This is a genomic window from Streptacidiphilus sp. BW17 (assembly GCF_041262485.1).
Lineage (GTDB): Bacteria > Actinomycetota > Actinomycetes > Streptomycetales > Streptomycetaceae > Streptacidiphilus.
The window spans coordinates 76,566-91,361 of record NZ_JBGCCR010000012.1 but is presented as its reverse complement, the minus strand read 5'-3'; the positions used below and the strand labels follow the sequence as shown (position 1 = coordinate 91,361).

The 14,796-nt window shown below is 70.9% G+C and carries 17 protein-coding genes and 3 pseudogenes; 19 read left to right on the top strand and 1 reads right to left on the bottom strand.

Translation table 11 applies throughout. The features are described 5' to 3' along the window. The 16 genes and pseudogenes from ABH940_RS17255 to ABH940_RS17180 all read left to right on the top strand — a co-directional run bounded on the left by ABH940_RS17255 (position 1) and on the right by ABH940_RS17180 (position 11,363). The gene (locus ABH940_RS17255) at positions 1-1,080 is read left to right on the top strand and encodes a hypothetical protein (protein ID WP_370105611.1); all 1,080 of its coding nucleotides are present in this window, start codon (positions 1-3) and stop codon (positions 1,078-1,080) included. A 201-nt stretch (positions 1,081-1,281) separates the two neighbouring features. After that, the gene (locus ABH940_RS17250; RefSeq protein ID WP_370105610.1) at positions 1,282-2,037 is read left to right on the top strand and encodes a hypothetical protein; all 756 of its coding nucleotides are present in this window, start codon (positions 1,282-1,284) and stop codon (positions 2,035-2,037) included. Positions 2,038-2,063: 26 nt separating this feature from the next. Further along, the gene (locus ABH940_RS17245) at positions 2,064-2,561 is read left to right on the top strand and encodes a hypothetical protein (protein WP_370105609.1); all 498 of its coding nucleotides are present in this window, start codon (positions 2,064-2,066) and stop codon (positions 2,559-2,561) included. Positions 2,562-2,630: 69 nt separating this feature from the next. After that, on the top strand, positions 2,631-3,323 hold the full coding sequence (locus ABH940_RS17240; protein WP_370105608.1) for a hypothetical protein: 693 nt from the start codon (positions 2,631-2,633) through the stop codon (positions 3,321-3,323). A 190-nt stretch (positions 3,324-3,513) separates the two neighbouring features. Then, on the top strand, positions 3,514-5,298 hold the full coding sequence (locus ABH940_RS17235) for a type IV secretory system conjugative DNA transfer family protein (RefSeq protein WP_370105607.1): 1,785 nt from the start codon (positions 3,514-3,516) through the stop codon (positions 5,296-5,298). Next, positions 5,295-5,525, top strand: a complete 231-nt coding sequence (locus tag ABH940_RS17230; RefSeq protein ID WP_370105606.1) for a hypothetical protein — start codon at positions 5,295-5,297, stop codon at positions 5,523-5,525. Before ABH940_RS17235 ends, ABH940_RS17230 begins: the two co-directional genes overlap by 4 nt. Beyond that, positions 5,522-6,688: a DnaB-like helicase N-terminal domain-containing protein gene (locus ABH940_RS17225; protein ID WP_370105605.1), complete on the top strand. Its 1,167-nt coding sequence runs from the start codon at positions 5,522-5,524 to the stop codon at positions 6,686-6,688. Before ABH940_RS17230 ends, ABH940_RS17225 begins: the two co-directional genes overlap by 4 nt. 37 nt (positions 6,689-6,725) lie before the next feature. After that, positions 6,726-7,304 carry a hypothetical protein gene (locus ABH940_RS17220; protein ID WP_370105604.1) on the top strand — a complete coding sequence of 193 codons (579 nt, stop codon included), beginning with the start codon at positions 6,726-6,728 and terminating at the stop codon, positions 7,302-7,304. A 1-nt stretch (position 7,305) separates the two neighbouring features. Beyond that, positions 7,306-7,488, top strand: a pseudogene (locus ABH940_RS17215) (DNA methyltransferase); the annotation flags it as partial. Between the two features lie 121 nt (positions 7,489-7,609). Beyond that, a pseudogene (locus tag ABH940_RS17210) lies at positions 7,610-7,843 on the top strand (C-5 cytosine-specific DNA methylase); the annotation flags it as partial. 525 nt (positions 7,844-8,368) lie between these two features. Next, positions 8,369-8,506, top strand: coding sequence for a hypothetical protein (locus ABH940_RS17205; RefSeq protein WP_370105603.1), 138 nt, complete (start codon positions 8,369-8,371; stop codon positions 8,504-8,506). A 150-nt stretch (positions 8,507-8,656) separates the two neighbouring features. Continuing rightward, positions 8,657-9,241, top strand: a complete 585-nt coding sequence (locus ABH940_RS17200; RefSeq protein ID WP_370105602.1) for a DUF4913 domain-containing protein — start codon at positions 8,657-8,659, stop codon at positions 9,239-9,241. Beyond that, positions 9,238-9,990: a glycosyl hydrolase gene (locus tag ABH940_RS17195; RefSeq protein WP_370105601.1), complete on the top strand. Its 753-nt coding sequence runs from the start codon at positions 9,238-9,240 to the stop codon at positions 9,988-9,990. The genes ABH940_RS17200 and ABH940_RS17195 overlap by 4 nt, the downstream gene beginning before the upstream one ends. Further along, positions 9,987-10,466: pseudogene (locus ABH940_RS17190) on the top strand (hypothetical protein). The gene ABH940_RS17195 and the pseudogene ABH940_RS17190 overlap by 4 nt, the downstream one beginning before the upstream one ends. Then, positions 10,463-10,651 carry a hypothetical protein gene (locus tag ABH940_RS17185; protein WP_370105600.1) on the top strand — a complete coding sequence of 63 codons (189 nt, stop codon included), beginning with the start codon at positions 10,463-10,465 and terminating at the stop codon, positions 10,649-10,651. Before ABH940_RS17190 ends, ABH940_RS17185 begins: the two are co-directional and overlap by 4 nt. A 52-nt stretch (positions 10,652-10,703) precedes the next feature. Continuing rightward, positions 10,704-11,363, top strand: a complete 660-nt coding sequence (locus ABH940_RS17180; RefSeq protein ID WP_370105599.1) for a hypothetical protein — start codon at positions 10,704-10,706, stop codon at positions 11,361-11,363. Positions 11,364-11,369: 6 nt separating this feature from the next. Here ABH940_RS17180 and ABH940_RS17175 read toward each other — a convergent pair whose 3' ends face one another. Continuing rightward, positions 11,370-12,503, bottom strand: coding sequence for an IS630 family transposase (locus ABH940_RS17175; RefSeq protein ID WP_370105598.1), 1,134 nt, complete (start codon positions 12,501-12,503; stop codon positions 11,370-11,372). 69 nt (positions 12,504-12,572) lie between these two features. Between ABH940_RS17175 and ABH940_RS17170 the strand changes: the two genes are divergently transcribed. From ABH940_RS17170 to ABH940_RS17160, 3 genes are all read left to right on the top strand, one after another. Then, a complete protein-coding gene (locus ABH940_RS17170) occupies positions 12,573-13,133 on the top strand; it encodes a hypothetical protein (protein ID WP_370105597.1) in 561 nt (186 codons plus the stop codon). A 361-nt stretch (positions 13,134-13,494) separates the two neighbouring features. Further along, the gene (locus ABH940_RS17165) at positions 13,495-13,650 is read left to right on the top strand and encodes a hypothetical protein (protein ID WP_370105596.1); all 156 of its coding nucleotides are present in this window, start codon (positions 13,495-13,497) and stop codon (positions 13,648-13,650) included. A gap of 20 nt (positions 13,651-13,670) precedes the next feature. After that, the gene (locus ABH940_RS17160; protein WP_370105676.1) at positions 13,671-14,435 is read left to right on the top strand and encodes a DUF317 domain-containing protein; all 765 of its coding nucleotides are present in this window, start codon (positions 13,671-13,673) and stop codon (positions 14,433-14,435) included. Positions 14,436-14,796: the final 361 nt, after the last annotated feature.

Genomic DNA, 14,796 nt, shown 5'->3' with positions numbered 1-14,796 from the left:
ATGCCACAGTCTATCCCGAACCCCACTCATGGAGCGGTCGAGGACAGCGGCATCCGCACCCGGTTCGACCTCCGCGACACGACGGCCGCGATCGTCGAGCGTCTGCCGTCCGGCTGGGCCGTGGAGATGTGCGATCTCTCCGCTGGGCAGGGCGAACTCGCCGACCAGGCACGGGATCTGGGCAGCCTGCACGGAGCCATCTCCATCTTCGCGCTCGACGAAGCAGCGATCCTTACCGGCCCAGGCGACCTGCGCCTTCTCGCCGTCCGGCAGCCGAGGAGCCGCGACCATCTCCTCATCGGTGCGCTGCGGCCGACCACGATTCCCCGCGCCCTGCTGGATGCCCACGGCGATCAGGCCGTGCCGTGGGCCGTTGCCGTCAATTCCGATCCCGCTAGGGCCGCCGCCGAGATCCAGCAGCGCTTCCTTCCGCGCTACCACCAGGCACTGTGGCAGGTCCGCGTACGCGCTCTCACCGCGGCGGCCGACGGTATCGAGGAGGCGCTGGCGGCCTGGGACGCGGTCTCCGACTCACTGTGTGACGACCAGGGCTGGCCGATCGATGACGCCGCCTACGAGGCAGGCAAGATCACCCGCGATGCGCGGGCCTGGGCGCACGTCGAGACCTTCCTCGCCCTCGGCCCGGTTTTGCTCTCGGACGTCCAGGGCCTCCTCGTCGACGGCGACTTGGCGGACGGTCCGCTGAGTGAGGACCTGCGCCGCATGTCCGGCATCGGCACCACGTTGACCCGCGCCGCCGCCGTCCGCGAGGAATGGGAGCAGGTCGTCGCCCTGATGGACGGCCTCATGCCCGGTCTCACCCAGGCGGACGCCATGGAGGCAGACATAGCCCGCAACGAGGACGGCTGGCCCTACGCCCAGGAACTCGCCGACAACGGCCGCGCCTTCGCCGCAGCAGCCGAGAAACTCACCGATCGCATGACCGCGCAACTCACCCCGGACCACCAGCGGACCAGGGCCGCGCTCGCGCGCTCCGGCGCGGCGGCACCCGCTCCCTCCGCGTCCGGCCCGGCAACGCCTGCTGCCTCGCCTGCCCGTGCCGCCCGGCGCTCGCGGTGACCCACTAGCACGGGTCTCCGGCCGGGCCAACTCGCGACTTCTCCGGATCCTCGTTCCACGGACCGGTCCTACGGTCCCGCGCACTCTCGTCCCGCTGCCGGTCTCTGACCGGCCTCCCACTCAGGAGTCCTCCATGCCTGCCGCCAGCAGAGCCGTCCCCGCTGCCCGACCACCGCCGCCCCTGCACCGGATGGATCCGCCATGCCCACGCACTACCACGACCCACTGCCCGACATCGCGATCGGCCACCACCCCGACTACGGCATCGTCGCCGCCAACCCCAAGCAACTGGCCGCCAGCACCTGGACGTTGAAGCGCCTCGACTTCCGCCCCGTCCCCGACCAGCCCACCCTCTACGCGCTGGCCGACCAGCAGAACGACGGGCCCAGCCGCACCGCCCGAGCCATCGCCCTGCTGCGCACGGCCGGCTACCACGTCGATGTGGACCCCGCGCTCGCATCCGAATCAGACCTCGACCCCGAGCCGCGCGTCGAGCCGGACGTCGCGTTCGCCGAGCATCCGCGCCTCGGCATCGTCGCCGCCACCGCGGACACGGCCCGTGCTGTCGAGCGCGGCGCAGCGGTCCTCGAAGCACACGGCTGGCGCTTCAACCACGCGCTGGACATCTACACCCTCCCCACTTCCACCGGCCGCAGCGAGGCGCTCGGCAAGGTGGCCACCGCCACGCTCCAGTTGCACCGGGCCGACCTCCAAGTCGCGGTGCAGCCCTCACTCGCCCAGGAAGTCACCACCCACCGCGCCGTGCCCGCGGCCACCGCGAACCACCAGCGCGGCTCGGCCCCCGCCTCGCAGCGGTTCCCTCGCGATGCTGCCACGCTCGCTTCCAGCCCCGCCGTGGCAGGCCTGCCCGGCAAGCACTCCGTCGCCGCTCCCACCGCGACCGCTGCAGCGGCCCGGCCGGTGGATCCGCGCATCGCGTTCGCCCGCACCCACTGACCCAACTCCCGTAAGGCGCAGTACCCATGGCCGTGAAGAAGACCTGGGACATCGAGCACGCCTGTGGCCACCTGGCCTCGGCGGACCTGTCGGATCGTCCCGCCGACCAACGTGCCGGGTTCGCCCGCTGGCTGGCCGCACGTGACTGTACGGACTGCTGGCGCGCGAAGCACCAGCGCGACGCCTGCGAGACGGCGGCCTGGCTGGAAACCAAGCGCGCCGAAGAGCAAGCCGAATCCGACGCCTGGTCGCAGCAGTACCGGATGCCCCCGCTGGAGGGGACCGACCGTGCGATCGCCTGGGGCGTTCGCTGCCGCCACCAGCTCCTGGCCGCCGCCTACACCGCCCTCGTCCTCGAAGGCTCAACCAGCGAGGCCGAGTGGGAGGAGATCGAGGACTCCGCCCGCACCGTCACCCGTGCCGGGTGGTGGATCGACCAGCGCTCCTCCGAGCCCGGGGACCTCGCCGAACTGCTCCAGGCCGCCACCGAGACCGATCGGCCCACCGAGAACCCCCACGTCTGAACGCCCGGCTCCGGTCTCCCCACCCCCGGCGGGGGCACCGGCCCGATCTCAATACCCCAGGAGCTTCCTGTGCCCATCACTGTCACCATCACCGCCGAGCCCAGCGGCAGCGTCGTCGCCCGCGGCGGCGACAGCCTCGCCATCACCCTGCTCAACCACGCCGGTTTCGCCTTCACCAACGACTGGCACGGCCCCCGACACCGCCTGCCGACCACCATGGACCGGACCGAACAGCGGGCCATCGCCTCCCACGCCACCGAGATGCTCCGCGCCGCCCGCTACCACGTCGCTCTCGACCCCGCCCTCAGCACCACCCTGGCGAACCCGCTCGGGTCCTACACGGTCGGGGCGGAACTCCTGCAGCTCACCGACCAGATCCGGTCCGCCGAGAACGGCACCGAGCTGCTGCGCGCGGTCGATCACCTCCTCCATCCCGAGCACGGAGCCCTGGAGCGCCTCCGGGAAGCGCTGGAAGCGGCATCGGAGCAGATCACCGACCTGGACGACGAGGCCTACCAACTCTCCGACCGGTTCGGCTTCGCCGCTGACTTCGTCAGCGCCGCGCAGTCCGAACTCACGGACTGCGAGGCCGAGTTGCACCGCACCGATACCTCGACGCAGGTCGCCGCGCCCACCGCGCAGATCGCGGCAGTGGCCACATCGCCCGCTGCAGCCAAGGCCAAGGCCCCGTCGACGCCGGATCCCTGGACCGCGAGCGTGTCCGTTCCTCCCGCGCAGTCCCCCGGCCCGCGCAAACGCTGAGCAAGTCCTCGCGGTCCGCTCACGATGCCGAGCTGGCCGACAACCAAAACGGCCTTCCCCCAGTCGGGCCCGCAACCGGAGTTCCCGGCCGCCCACCCCTGATCCGAACAGGAGCTTCCCCTCGATGACCAGCAGAAGAGCGCCGCGCGCCCCACCCGCCATCCGCCTGCGCTCACTCCCAGGAACATCCATGCCTGCCCCTCGTACCAGCGCGCCCTCGACCACGACCGGCACCGACGCGCTCCTCTACCTCCTCTTCGGCTTCCTCGGCATCGCCATCGCCTTCGGCTCCCTGGCGTGGCTGACCGGCAACGTCACCAACACCCTCTTCGGCAGCGGCCCGTGGACGCCCTTCACCGCCGACGCGCTGCTCCGCCCCGCCGCCGTATGGCCGCACCTGAGCCCCACCGCTGTTCTCGTCGGCGCGCGGATCATCCCCGGTCTGCTCTGCATCGGCCTCGCCGTCGTTGGCCTGGTCGTGTGGATGCGGTTGCGCGGCGGCGCGAAGAACGGCCTCGCCCGCAAGACGGACGTCGCCCCGCTGCTGAAGAAGGAGATCACCGCGAAGGCCCGGAGCCTGCGGCCGAGCCTGGCTGATCGCAAGCCGGGCGAGATCGCCCCGGCCGACCGCGGCATCCTCGTCGGCTCCGTCTCTCCAGGCCGCACTGAGGTCCGCGCCTCGTGGGAGGACGTGATCGTCGCGATCATGGCCCCGCGCTCCGGCAAGACCAGCGGGCTGGCGATCCCCGCGATCCTCGCCGCCCCGGGCCCGGTCCTGCTGACCTCCAACAAGGCAGCCAACGACGCCTTCACCGCGACGGTCGACGCCCGAGCAAAGGTCGGCACCGTCTGGACGCTGGACCCGCAGCAGATCGCCCACCACCCGCGGCAGATGTGGTGGGACATCCTGGCCGACGCCCGCGACCTGGCCGGGGCCAAGCGCCTGGCCGGGCACTTCGTCGCCGCCAGCGTCAACGAGTCCAGCGGCTCCGACTTCTGGTCCACTGCCGCGAGCAACACCCTCGGCGCGCTGTTCCTGGCCGCCGCGAGCCACCGCCGCCCGATCACCGACGTCCTGGCCTGGCTCGCCTCGCCCGCCGACCGCACCCCGGTGGACCTGCTCACCGACGCCGGCCACGATGCGGTCGCCGCCCAGCTCCAGGGCACCGTCTCCGGCGCGACCGAGACCCGCGACGGCATCTACGAGACCGCGCGCCAGTACGCAAACTGCCTACTGGACCCGGACGTTGCCGCCTGGGTCACCCCCAACCCGCACCTGCCCCAGTTCCAGCCCTACGCGTTCGCCACCTCCCGCGACACGCTGTACCTGCTCAGCAAGGACGGCGGCGGCTCCGCCTCGGCCATCATCGCGGCAGCCGCCGACGCCGTGATGCGCGCGGCCGTGATCGTCGCCGAGCGCTCGGGTGGACGACTCGACCCGCCCGCGCTGTGCGTCCTCGACGAGGCCGCCAACGTCTGCAAGATCAGCGACCTGCCCGACCTGTACTCCCACTTGGGCTCGCGGGGCGTCATCCCGATGACGATCCTGCAGTCCTACCGGCAGGGCCAGCGGTGCTGGGGCGAGGCAGGCATGGACGCCCTGTGGTCCGCCGCCACCGTCAAGATCGTCGGCAGCGGCATCGACGACGCGGACTTCGCCGACCGCCTCAGCCGCCAGATCGGCGACCACGACGTGCAGACCAGCTCGGTGTCCACCAGCGAGGGAGGTAAGTCCACCTCGGTGAGCATGCGCACCGAGCGGATCCTTCCACCGGACGCCATCCGCGCCCTCCCCAAGGGCAAGGCGCTGCTCCTGGCCACCGGGATCCGGGTGGCCATGCTCGACCTGCGGCCCTGGTACAAGGAGCCTTCCGCCAAGGTGGTCGGCCCCGCCTCGGCCCGTGCGACCAAGGCCATCACCGAGCGCGCCCTCGCGAAGGCCCGCGGCCTTGACGACTTCGGGCTGTCGGCATGAGCGCCCCGAAGCCTCACTCCACGCGCTTGCTTTGCGCCCCCGTCGTTCAGCGCGACGGCCGCTGGTGGCTGGTCAGCCGCACCGGCACGATCCCGGCCACCGATCCCGCCTTCACCCAGGCGCTGGACCGCTTCTCCATGGCAGTGGCCGCTGCCGACCGGGCAGTCGCCGAACTGCAGATCCGGCAAGAGGCGATGTCGGCCATCGAGGATGGGGGTCGGCGATGAACCCGCTGCTGAGTGCGGAGCAGGCGGTGCTCGGTGCCGTGCTGCTCGATCCGGGCCAGCTCGGGCACCTGAACTGGCTCGCGCCGGACCACTTCTACCGGCTGGTCCACCAGGCCCTGTTCGCCGCGCTGCGCAAACTCCGCACCGACGGCCACCCCGCACTGACCACCGACAAGGCCGTGCCGCTGTCCTGGGTGACCGACGCAGTCACCGAGGCCGGCCGCCACGTGCGCGGGCTGACCGCCTCGTACGCCCACACCCTCGTCACGGCCTGCCCGCGCCCTGCGCATGCTCCGGTGTACGGGCGCATGGTGCTGGAAGGCGCGATCCACCGCACCGTCGCCGAACACGCGATCCGCCTCCACCAGGCCGCTCGCGCCGACGCCCTGCGAGGCGAAGTCGACGGAGCGCTTCACCAAGCCGACGTCCTGCACGGCGTGCTCACCGACCTCGCCAGGCGGTGGGGCACCGAGCCACGACCAGTCCCGCCCACCACCGTTGAGGTCACCGCCCCAGCCGCATCCGCAGAGTCAGCGAACCGGGCCAGCGAGGACGAGCGCTTCCTGCTCGCGGTCCTGGTCGACCGACCGGCAGCCATGGGCGACGTAGCAGACTGGCTGCGACCAGGCGACTTCGCCGACCCCGCACACGGACAGCTCTACCGCTGCCTCGGAGCACTGCACCACCGCGGCGAACCGATCGACCGACTCACCGTCCTCTGGGAAGCCCAACGGCGCGGGCTCCTGACCGACGGCACCCTCACCGGGGCACAGGTCACCGCGATCTGCGACGGCCTCGCGCCCGGCAACGCCGAATGGCTCGGCGAGCAGGTCATGCGCTCCTCGATCACCCGCACCGCAGCTGCCTCCGCCCAAGCCATCCGCGCCCTGGCGGAGAACAACGCCCTGGGCCCCGGGCCGCTCATCAACCACGCCCTGCACTCCCTCGGGCCACTCGTCGAGGCCCGCAGCCGCTGGCAGATCGCGAACGACACCCCCGCCGCGACACCAGCCGCCGCCCCCACACCGGACGGACCGTCAACCGCACAGGTACGCGCCGCCCTGGCCCGTAGCACGACGCGCCCCGCCCAAGCCCCCTCAGAGCAGCCGGGCCGCCTGACTGCTCCTATCCCCGTCCGGTCACCCGCGCGCGGCCACAACTGAACCCGCCCCTCATTTCCCCTGCCTACTGGAACTTGCCATGACCGCTATCTCCGACGCCCTGGCCCTGCAAGCCTGGGCCGATGCCTTCCATGCCCAGCGCGGCCAGCTCCCCTGGAGCTTCTCCCGACCCCGACCTCTCGACAGCGCTGCTGTCGCCCGGCAGCTATCCGAGCTCGGCAGGCTGATCAGCGAGCTGGGCGACGAGGTCCTTCTCCGTGCCGAGGCCGGACCGGCACCGGGCGGTCGCCAGGCCCGGGTTGTCACCGGTTTCGCCTCCGCCATGCGGCCCGCGGGGAAGGCGGCATCCGCACTGGGCGAAGTCGCCCACCAGCTCGCCTTCCTGGACCAGACTGAGCACTTGCGCGACCAGCCCGACGCCCGCGATGCCCGGGAAGCCGCCGTGCACGTCATCGCTGCCGCCCTCGGCGCGGCGAACCACGCGCTGCACGAGGCGGCCCGATCCCTTCGCGCCGCAGCGGCGACCGTAGCGCCGCCGTCGGTCCGGGTCCAGGCCGCCCGCAGCCGGTCCACCAACCCCATCGCCGCCTCCGGACCGCTCCCGTCGACGGACACTACGACGGCGCCCGTTCCGGGCCGGATCGCGCGGGGCCGCTGACATGGAACCCGCCATCGCGCCCCCGCCGTTGATCGGCTCGCTCTGCTCGGGATACGGCGGACTCGACCTCGGCGTCCAGGCCGCCCTCGGCGGCACGCTGGCCTGGCACGCCGAGGTCAACCCGGACGCCTCCCGCATCCTGGCCCGCCACTGGCCCGGCGTGCCCAACCTCGGCGACATCACCACCACCGACTGGTCTCAAGTGCTCCGGGTGTGCGTCCTGACGGCGGGTTTCCCCTGTCAAAGACGTCTCGGTCGCCGGCCGCCGGGCTGGACTCAACCCGCAGACCCGTTCCGGGCTCTGGCTGCACGTCGCGCGCGCTGTCGAGGCCCTCCGCCCCTGCTTGGTGGTGATAGAGAATGTGCGCGGCCTGCTCACCTCACCCGCCGGTTCCCCTGGCGAGGTGGAATCCTGCCCGTGGTGTCTGGGAGACGACCCAACCCAGCCTCCTGTGCGGGCACTCGGTGCCGTACTCGGATCCCTTTCCGACCTCCGGTACGACGCTCGCTGGCTCGTGCTACGGGCCTCCGACGTCGGAGCGCCCCACCGCCGCGAGCGCGTCTTTCTCACCGCCTGGCCCGCAGGGCACCCTGCTGAAGACGCCGACCAGCAACATCGGCAAGAACGGGGGCTCCCAGCACCCGGAGAAGAGGAAGAGCGGGGGCCACGGCCCGAACCTGGCCGACGAGGTCGAGTGGCTCCTGCTACCGACCCCGACGGCGTCGGACGGGACCAAGGGCTCACCGAACCAGCGGCACGGCAACGGCGACATGACCCTGCCCAGCGCGGCGGCGTCACTGCTTCCGACGCCCAGGGCGAGCGACACCGGCACGCCGGGGCGGCGTCCGGGCAAGGGCCGGCGGCCACCCCTGTCAGCAGTGGTCCTGCCGCTGTGGACGCGGCCCGCTCCGGGAGTCGAGGACCCGACCGGCGATGGGGAGCCTACGGATCCGCCATCGCCCGATGGGAGACCCTCACCCGCCCAGCGCCCGAACCCACGGACGCGGGCGGGCGTCTACGCGCCGAGTTCGTCGAGTGGATGCAGGGCCTCCCAGCAGGCTGGGTGACCACCACCCCCGGACTCGGACGCCCGGCCCAACTCACCGCCCTCGGCAACGGCGTCGTCCCCCAACAGGCAGCCCGCGCTGTGCAGTTGCTGGACCCGCCGTTCCCCCGCTGTCCACGCTGCACCGTGCTGTAGCGCTCCCCTATCGCGATTTTCCGGCCTCACCAAATCGCGAATCTTCTGCATCCTCTTCCCACCAGCCGACCCGTGAGCGGAGTACCTCAATGCCCTCCAGAAGACCGCGATCCCCACCCCCGTCCCTCCCGCTCTCCCCTTGGATCCGCCATGTCCGACCCCACAGCAGACACCGAGCCGTTCCGCATTCCCGACAACGAGCTCGACGACCTCGCCAGCTCGCTCGCCAAGACGATGGCCGAAGTGCGCGAGCACGGCGTCATCCTCGACCGCCTCGCCTCCGAGGCCGCCCCCACTGCCCGACCGACTGCTGCCGACGCGTCCGACACCAACTCCCCGGCCCAGTCGACGTCAGTGTTCATCGCCGCGCTCGGCGGCAAGGAGTACGCCGCCGAACTGGCCGAACTGCGCTTCTGGGTGGACCACCTCTTCCTCCCCGTCTACGGCAGGGAGATCAGCACCACCCGCCCCTGGTGCGCGCAGTGGCACGAACACCCCGAGGCCGTCGCCCGGCTCCACGCCCTCTGGCTCGCCTGGCAGGAACTCACCGCCACCAAGGCCGGCCTGACCGGCCCCTCGACGTGGCACCGCGACCACCTCGACCAGGCGCTCGTCCACCTCCGCGCCCCCGACGGCCCCTTCGCCGCCTGCACGACCAGCCCCACCCGGCCCAACCACCGCGTCCTGGCCACCCCCGCACCCAAGCAGCCGGAGCAGGCGGAGCTGGCGGCATGAGCACCGAACTCGACTTCCAACTCCACGACCTCGCCCCCGCCGACCAGGCGTCCGAGCGCGCGGAAGCGCGGTACGGAGCCGGTGACCTGACCGTCCTGGCCCAGCACCACACCCCCAACAGGTCCCGCAGCTTCGTCGTCGCCCACGACCGCTCGGCCACCTGGGGCGTGCCCGGCGCGCCGCAGATCCGCGCCATCAAGGTCACCCGGGACCTGGACCGGAACACCTTCACCTTCGAATCGGCCCGTCACTCCACTGCGCCGTGGGCGCAGAACTGGCTGATCGAGCGCGGCTGCCCGCCCAGGCAGATCGGCCAGCTCGGCGGCGACTTCATGCAGCCCGCCGACGACCTCACCGCAGCGATCGAGCAACAGCTCCGTATGTCGGGCAGCCGGTACGAGGTCCTCGACAGCTACACCTGCGACTACGACCCGTGCGAGACCTGGACCTTGGCACGCGACTCCCACGCCGCCGAGGATCCGTTCCGCCTCTTCGTTGAAGAAGGGGACTACGAGGCCCACACCTACACCCTGCGCGAGGGAGCCTTCGCGGACGAGGCGTCGGCGCGGCAGTGGCTGGACACCCGTGCCAACCCGCTGCCGCTGGAGCACCGCGATGAGGATCTCCGGGCCCGTGCCGCGCTCACCCGCTCCCCCGCCGCTTCCGCGGCTCCACACGGGAACGCCAGCGACCACGTCACACGGGCAACCCCCATCGTCCGACCGTCGAGCGTCGGGAGGTCACTGTGAGCCGGGCACGGTTCGCCTTCGCAGCCCACCCTGACGCGATCACGGATCTTCGGGAACTCCCGCACGATATACGCGACTTGGCGCTGCTGGAGTTGCAGAACCTCGTGCACGGCAGCGACGACTGCCTACCGCTGCAAGGCCGACTCGCAGGCTTCCACAAGGTCTACGTCGACCCGTCGGTCTCCTACCGGCTGGTCATCCAGTTCCGCCCCGCACCGCCGACCTCCAGCCACAAGCGCGAGATCTACCTCGTGGCCGCCGGCAGCCGCAAGGACTAAGCCGTCTACCGCTCGGCCCAACTCCGCACCAGCCCATACCGGAGCACCGAGTCCGAGGCAGCAACCGAAGCGCGCGTGCGGGCAGCGCGATCCCGCTCTCCCCTCGCCACCGAACTCGCGGCGACAGCAGCCCCACCAGGCGCGCCGGCAGCTCACCAGCCCTCCGCTCCCGCCACCCGAAAGGCACTCCACCGATGACCGCCAACCCCTCCCAGCTCTCCCGCTCCGACCTGGCGGACCTCCTCTCCGACGCCGCCCAGCGGGTCTCCCAGATCATCAGCGCCGAGTACCCGACACCTCCCGGCCGCTCCTACCTGCACCCCGTACTAGTGCCGCATCAACCAACCTTCGCCCTGTTCGGTGTCGGGTCTTCGGGCTGGTAGCGTCGCCCTCTTCGGTGGGCGGTGGCTCGCTGGAGTCTTGACGGGAAGCGTCGTGTCCAGCTCTGATGCTCAAGCTCTGCAGTCGGCGATCGCGCGCGTGGCCGAGGTGTTCGCCGGCATGACAGTGGGCCCGGACGAGATCGGCTGCCAGCGCTGTTACGGCCCTGCCGAAGTCGCGTTGCTGCGGGTCGCGGATGCCGTCCTGCCGGTGGATCTGGTCGCCTCGGTCGCGCAGGAGACTCCTGATCACTGGGATGACCAGCCAGCCGTGATCCGTCGCGTGCTGCCGCAACTGGTGGTGGTGCTGGCCCAGGGGACGGCCTCGCCGGACATGGTGGCGCGCGGGCTGGCCGCCGCCTGTTGGCCCGACTGGCCCCAGCCGCAGGCCCAGGCATTGGGTGGCTTCTTGGAGGCATGGTGGACATGGACCCTGGGTCAGGAGACTCCGCCGACCTCGGCCCGCGAGGTCTTCGAGAGCTGCGTGACGGCGAGTTCCTCGGTCACGCCCTGGCTGGAGCTGTGGGTTGCCCATGAGCAGCCAGCTGCCGACCGTCACCTGTCTGAGTGCGCTGCCTGGTGGTGGGATGACCTGGACCAGGACGCCTCGCCGTTTACCTGTTGGTGGGGCTCCGACGTGCAAGAGCAGGCGGCCTGCCGGGAGCTCGCCGACTGGCTCGCTGTGCGGGCCCCGCGCGACGATGGGGACCGTTGATGCTCGTCAGGCGACGTTTGCCCTGGTCACGACCTTGTCGAGGCGTTCGTCGGCGGCGTGCATGTTCCGCCAGATGATGTAGCGGCGGATCATGCTGCCCTGGGCTTTGTGGCTGGGGTGGTCGGTGCCGTCGAGGGCGAAGTAGCGCAGGGCGGTGAACTGGGCCTCGATGCGGTTCAGCCAGGAGCTGTTGGTGGGGGTGTAGGCGATCTCGACGTTGTTGGCGTCGGCCCAGTCCGCGACCCGGCGGCACCGCTTGGTGGTCAGGTGCGGGGAGTAGTTGTCACATACGATCGCGATGCGCGTCTCGGCGGGGTGCAGGGTGCGCAGGTAGCGGCAGAACTCCAGGAACTTGGAGCGGTTCTTCGTCTTCTTGATGTGGCCGTAGAGCTGGTCTTTGCCCAGGTCGTAGGCCGCGAACAGGTGGCGGACCCCGTGTGGGCGGGTGTAGGTCGCGCGTCGGCGCGGCCTGGGCTCGCGGTCGGGGTCCTTGTGCTTGCCGCTGCGTTCGGCCCACTGGCGTCCGGGGTGGGGCTGAAGGTTGAGCGGCCCGAACTCGTCCATGCAGAAGATGACTTCGGGCTCGCCTGGCTCCGGTATGACCTCGCCGTCGGCGATCGCGTAGAGGTGCTCGACCCGGGCCTTCTTGGCCTCGTAGTCCGGGTCCTTGGAGGTCTTCCAGGTCTTCACGCGTTGAAAGGTGACGTCTTCCTCGCGGAGCAGGATGCGCAGGCCCTCGTGGCTGATGTCGTCGACCACCCCCTCGGCGACCAGGAAGTCGGCCAGCTTGACCAGGCTCCAGGTCGAGAACGGCAGGCCGTGTTCGGCCGGCTTGGACTTCGCGATCTTCTTGATCTCCCGCCGTTCCGGAAGCGTGAAGGTCTTCGGGCGCCCGCCCTTGTACTTGGGGTAGAGCGCCTTGAAGCCGTCGGCGTTGAAGTTGTGGATCACGTCGCGGACCCGGTCCGGGCTGGTGAATGTCACCTCGGCGACCTTGTTCACGGCCATGCCCTGAGCGGACAGCAGCACCATCTGTGCTCGGCGCCAGGTCACCACCGATCCCGTGCCCCGGCGAATGATCCGAAGCAGCCGCTGTCCCTCGTCGTCATCAATCTCACGCACCCGCACACGCTCAGCCACCAGGACAGCATGACGGGTCCGGGCCGCCCGGACCCGTACTCCGGACGGCGCGTCACAACAGGGCGAAGGTTGGTTGATGCGGCACTAGGAGCACTGTCCGTCGGGCCGAAGGTCGTCGGCCAACTGAACGAACGACTCGAAGACTTCGTCGCCGATGAACCGCTCCCCTCCACGCCAGCGGGCCTGTTCGCCCTGGCCTCCTACGCATCCGCACTGGGATGGCTGACCGAGTCGCTCGCCGAGCTGACGGCCTCGGTCGACCAGATCTGCACCCGCGTCGGCATTCCCACGGAGCCGACGGCCCCAGCCGCCGCATCCACCGCGGCGGCCGAGCGGGACCACGGCTTCGACTTCACCTTCAGCGCACTGGAGTTGGCGGCGATCCGAGCCGCCGCCGAGGCCGCAGGACTCCCGCCCGGTGAGTACGTCGAGGTGCTCTCCCAGGCCCTGCTCGCCGCCGCCCGGATCACCGACGCCTGCATGGAAATCTCCAGCGGCCTCCTCGAAGACGCCGCGCACGTCCTCAGCGAAGCCACCGACCACGTCTGGATCGACGACAGCGACGACAGCCTGCCCACGCTCATCCGCTCACTCCTCACACGGATGAGGACGGCCGAACAGCCCCGGTGACCCGGCACGCCCAACATGCCAAGGCCCACCGAGGAGTTCGGCCTCGACCGCCATCCCCGACGCGCCATGCATGGAACCAGCACGGTCCCGCTCGCAGCCCCACCCCCTTTTCCCCGCAACGGAGTTACTCCCATGTCCACCTGTACACAGCCCACCCCCTCTCAGCTCGTGTCGGTCGACGTCCAGTTCAGCCACACTCCCCAGCCGCAACCGCAGGTGCCCAGGGCAGTCGCCGCCCGCTCTGGCCCCCGAGCGAGCCCGGTGAGCAGAGCAAGCCGGCCCTCTTGCACGACGGCGCCCGCGCGCAAGCCATCCGCCATGCGCGCGGGCGTGTTCCCCTTCCACGCCCGGAGCCAGGATCGTGAACTCCCAACAGCCCTACGACCAGCGCCCCCATCAGGAGGTCCTGGTCAGCCCGATGTATCTGGCCGGGTCGAACGGGACCGGCGACGCAGGCTTCGCCCCCGTCGCCCACTGGCCGCACCACTACCTTGATGACGCCCCTGCCAGCTCCTAGTCACCTCACCCGACCAGAGGATCCGTATCGGCTGGTTCGGCGACGACTTCGAGCTCTGGAAGATCACCGCCGCCGACGACGCCGTCTCCACGCCGCGCTGGACAGCGACGTTCAACCACGTCACCCCGGCCGAGATCGTCGCCGGCCTCACCAGCGCTCTCGCACGCGACTACACCGAAGCCAAGCCCCATGACGGCCAAGCACGATTCCTCGCGAGCCCGTCGCCGTACTGGGCCGACGCCGTCCGGCCCCTGACCGACGCCGGCTGGCGACGCGAAGCCGCCGAGCGCGGCACCGTCGAACTCATCTCCCCTGGCAAGCACGCAGGCGTTCTGATCGACAACCGTCCTTCCCACCAGAACCAGGAAGCCGTGACGCTCTGGGCCGGTCCCCCAGGCTGGGGCACTCGCGCGGAAGCCGTCTTCTCCGCCCGAACTCCGACCCATCTGATCGCCGCGACGGCAGCGGCCATGGTCGACCCCACTCCGGCAGTACGTGAACGGCACCAGCTCTCCCACGAGTTGGCGAACCTTGCCACCCTGACCCCCGTCAACCCGAGCCCCGTCCAGGTCCCTCGGGCTCCGACACCACTCGACGTGCGCCGCACCGCGGTGACCCAGGCCGTCCAACGCGCCGCCCGATCTCCACGAACAGCGGCGGAGTTGCGCGTCGTGGCCGCCCGCAGCCGTTCCGCGATTCCGGGCCGGACCCGGAGCAGCGCTCCCGCCCTCGGGCCAGGAGCCGGGGCTTTGCGCAGTTCGGCAACCCCACGCCGCAACCGATGACGCACAGCTCCGCACGCTCGGGGCATTACCACCGACCGCAACACCCTCTCCACTTGGGAACCCCGTCACGTCCAACACCTCTGCCCTCGACCAAGCCACCACATTGATCGAGAAGACCTGGGGCCGACCGATCGAAGCCCTGGAATCCCTCGCCACCCGTCGCCCCGCCGACGACCCGCTCCTGCGCGCGGCCATCCACATCCGCTCGTCCCTGGTCATCACCGACAACGCCGTCGCCGTGCACCGCGACCAGCTACACGCCCTCACCCGGCCAGGGCACGCGCCGGACTTCTACGACCTGGAACGCATCACCACCTCGGCGGCGGACCTGCGCGTCGCCCAGGCCGAGAGCCGCACCGCC

Bases quoted from the DNA above. Each gene is read 5' to 3' on its own strand.
- ABH940_RS17195 (WP_370105601.1), top strand. From the start codon at position 9,238: ATGAGCACCGAACTCGACTTCCAACTCCACGACCTCGCCCCCGCCGAC.
- ABH940_RS17250 (WP_370105610.1), top strand. From the start codon at position 1,282: ATGCCCACGCACTACCACGACCCACTGCCCGACATCGCGATCGGCCAC.
- ABH940_RS17255 (WP_370105611.1), top strand. From the start codon at position 1: ATGCCACAGTCTATCCCGAACCCCACTCATGGAGCGGTCGAGGACAGC.
- ABH940_RS17185 (WP_370105600.1), top strand. From the start codon at position 10,463: ATGACCGCCAACCCCTCCCAGCTCTCCCGCTCCGACCTGGCGGACCTC.
- ABH940_RS17225 (WP_370105605.1), top strand. From the start codon at position 5,522: ATGAACCCGCTGCTGAGTGCGGAGCAGGCGGTGCTCGGTGCCGTGCTG.
- ABH940_RS17245 (WP_370105609.1), top strand. From the start codon at position 2,064: ATGGCCGTGAAGAAGACCTGGGACATCGAGCACGCCTGTGGCCACCTG.
- ABH940_RS17220 (WP_370105604.1), top strand. From the start codon at position 6,726: ATGACCGCTATCTCCGACGCCCTGGCCCTGCAAGCCTGGGCCGATGCC.
- ABH940_RS17230 (WP_370105606.1), top strand. From the start codon at position 5,295: ATGAGCGCCCCGAAGCCTCACTCCACGCGCTTGCTTTGCGCCCCCGTC.
- ABH940_RS17235 (WP_370105607.1), top strand. From the start codon at position 3,514: ATGCCTGCCCCTCGTACCAGCGCGCCCTCGACCACGACCGGCACCGAC.
- ABH940_RS17200 (WP_370105602.1), top strand. From the start codon at position 8,657: ATGTCCGACCCCACAGCAGACACCGAGCCGTTCCGCATTCCCGACAAC.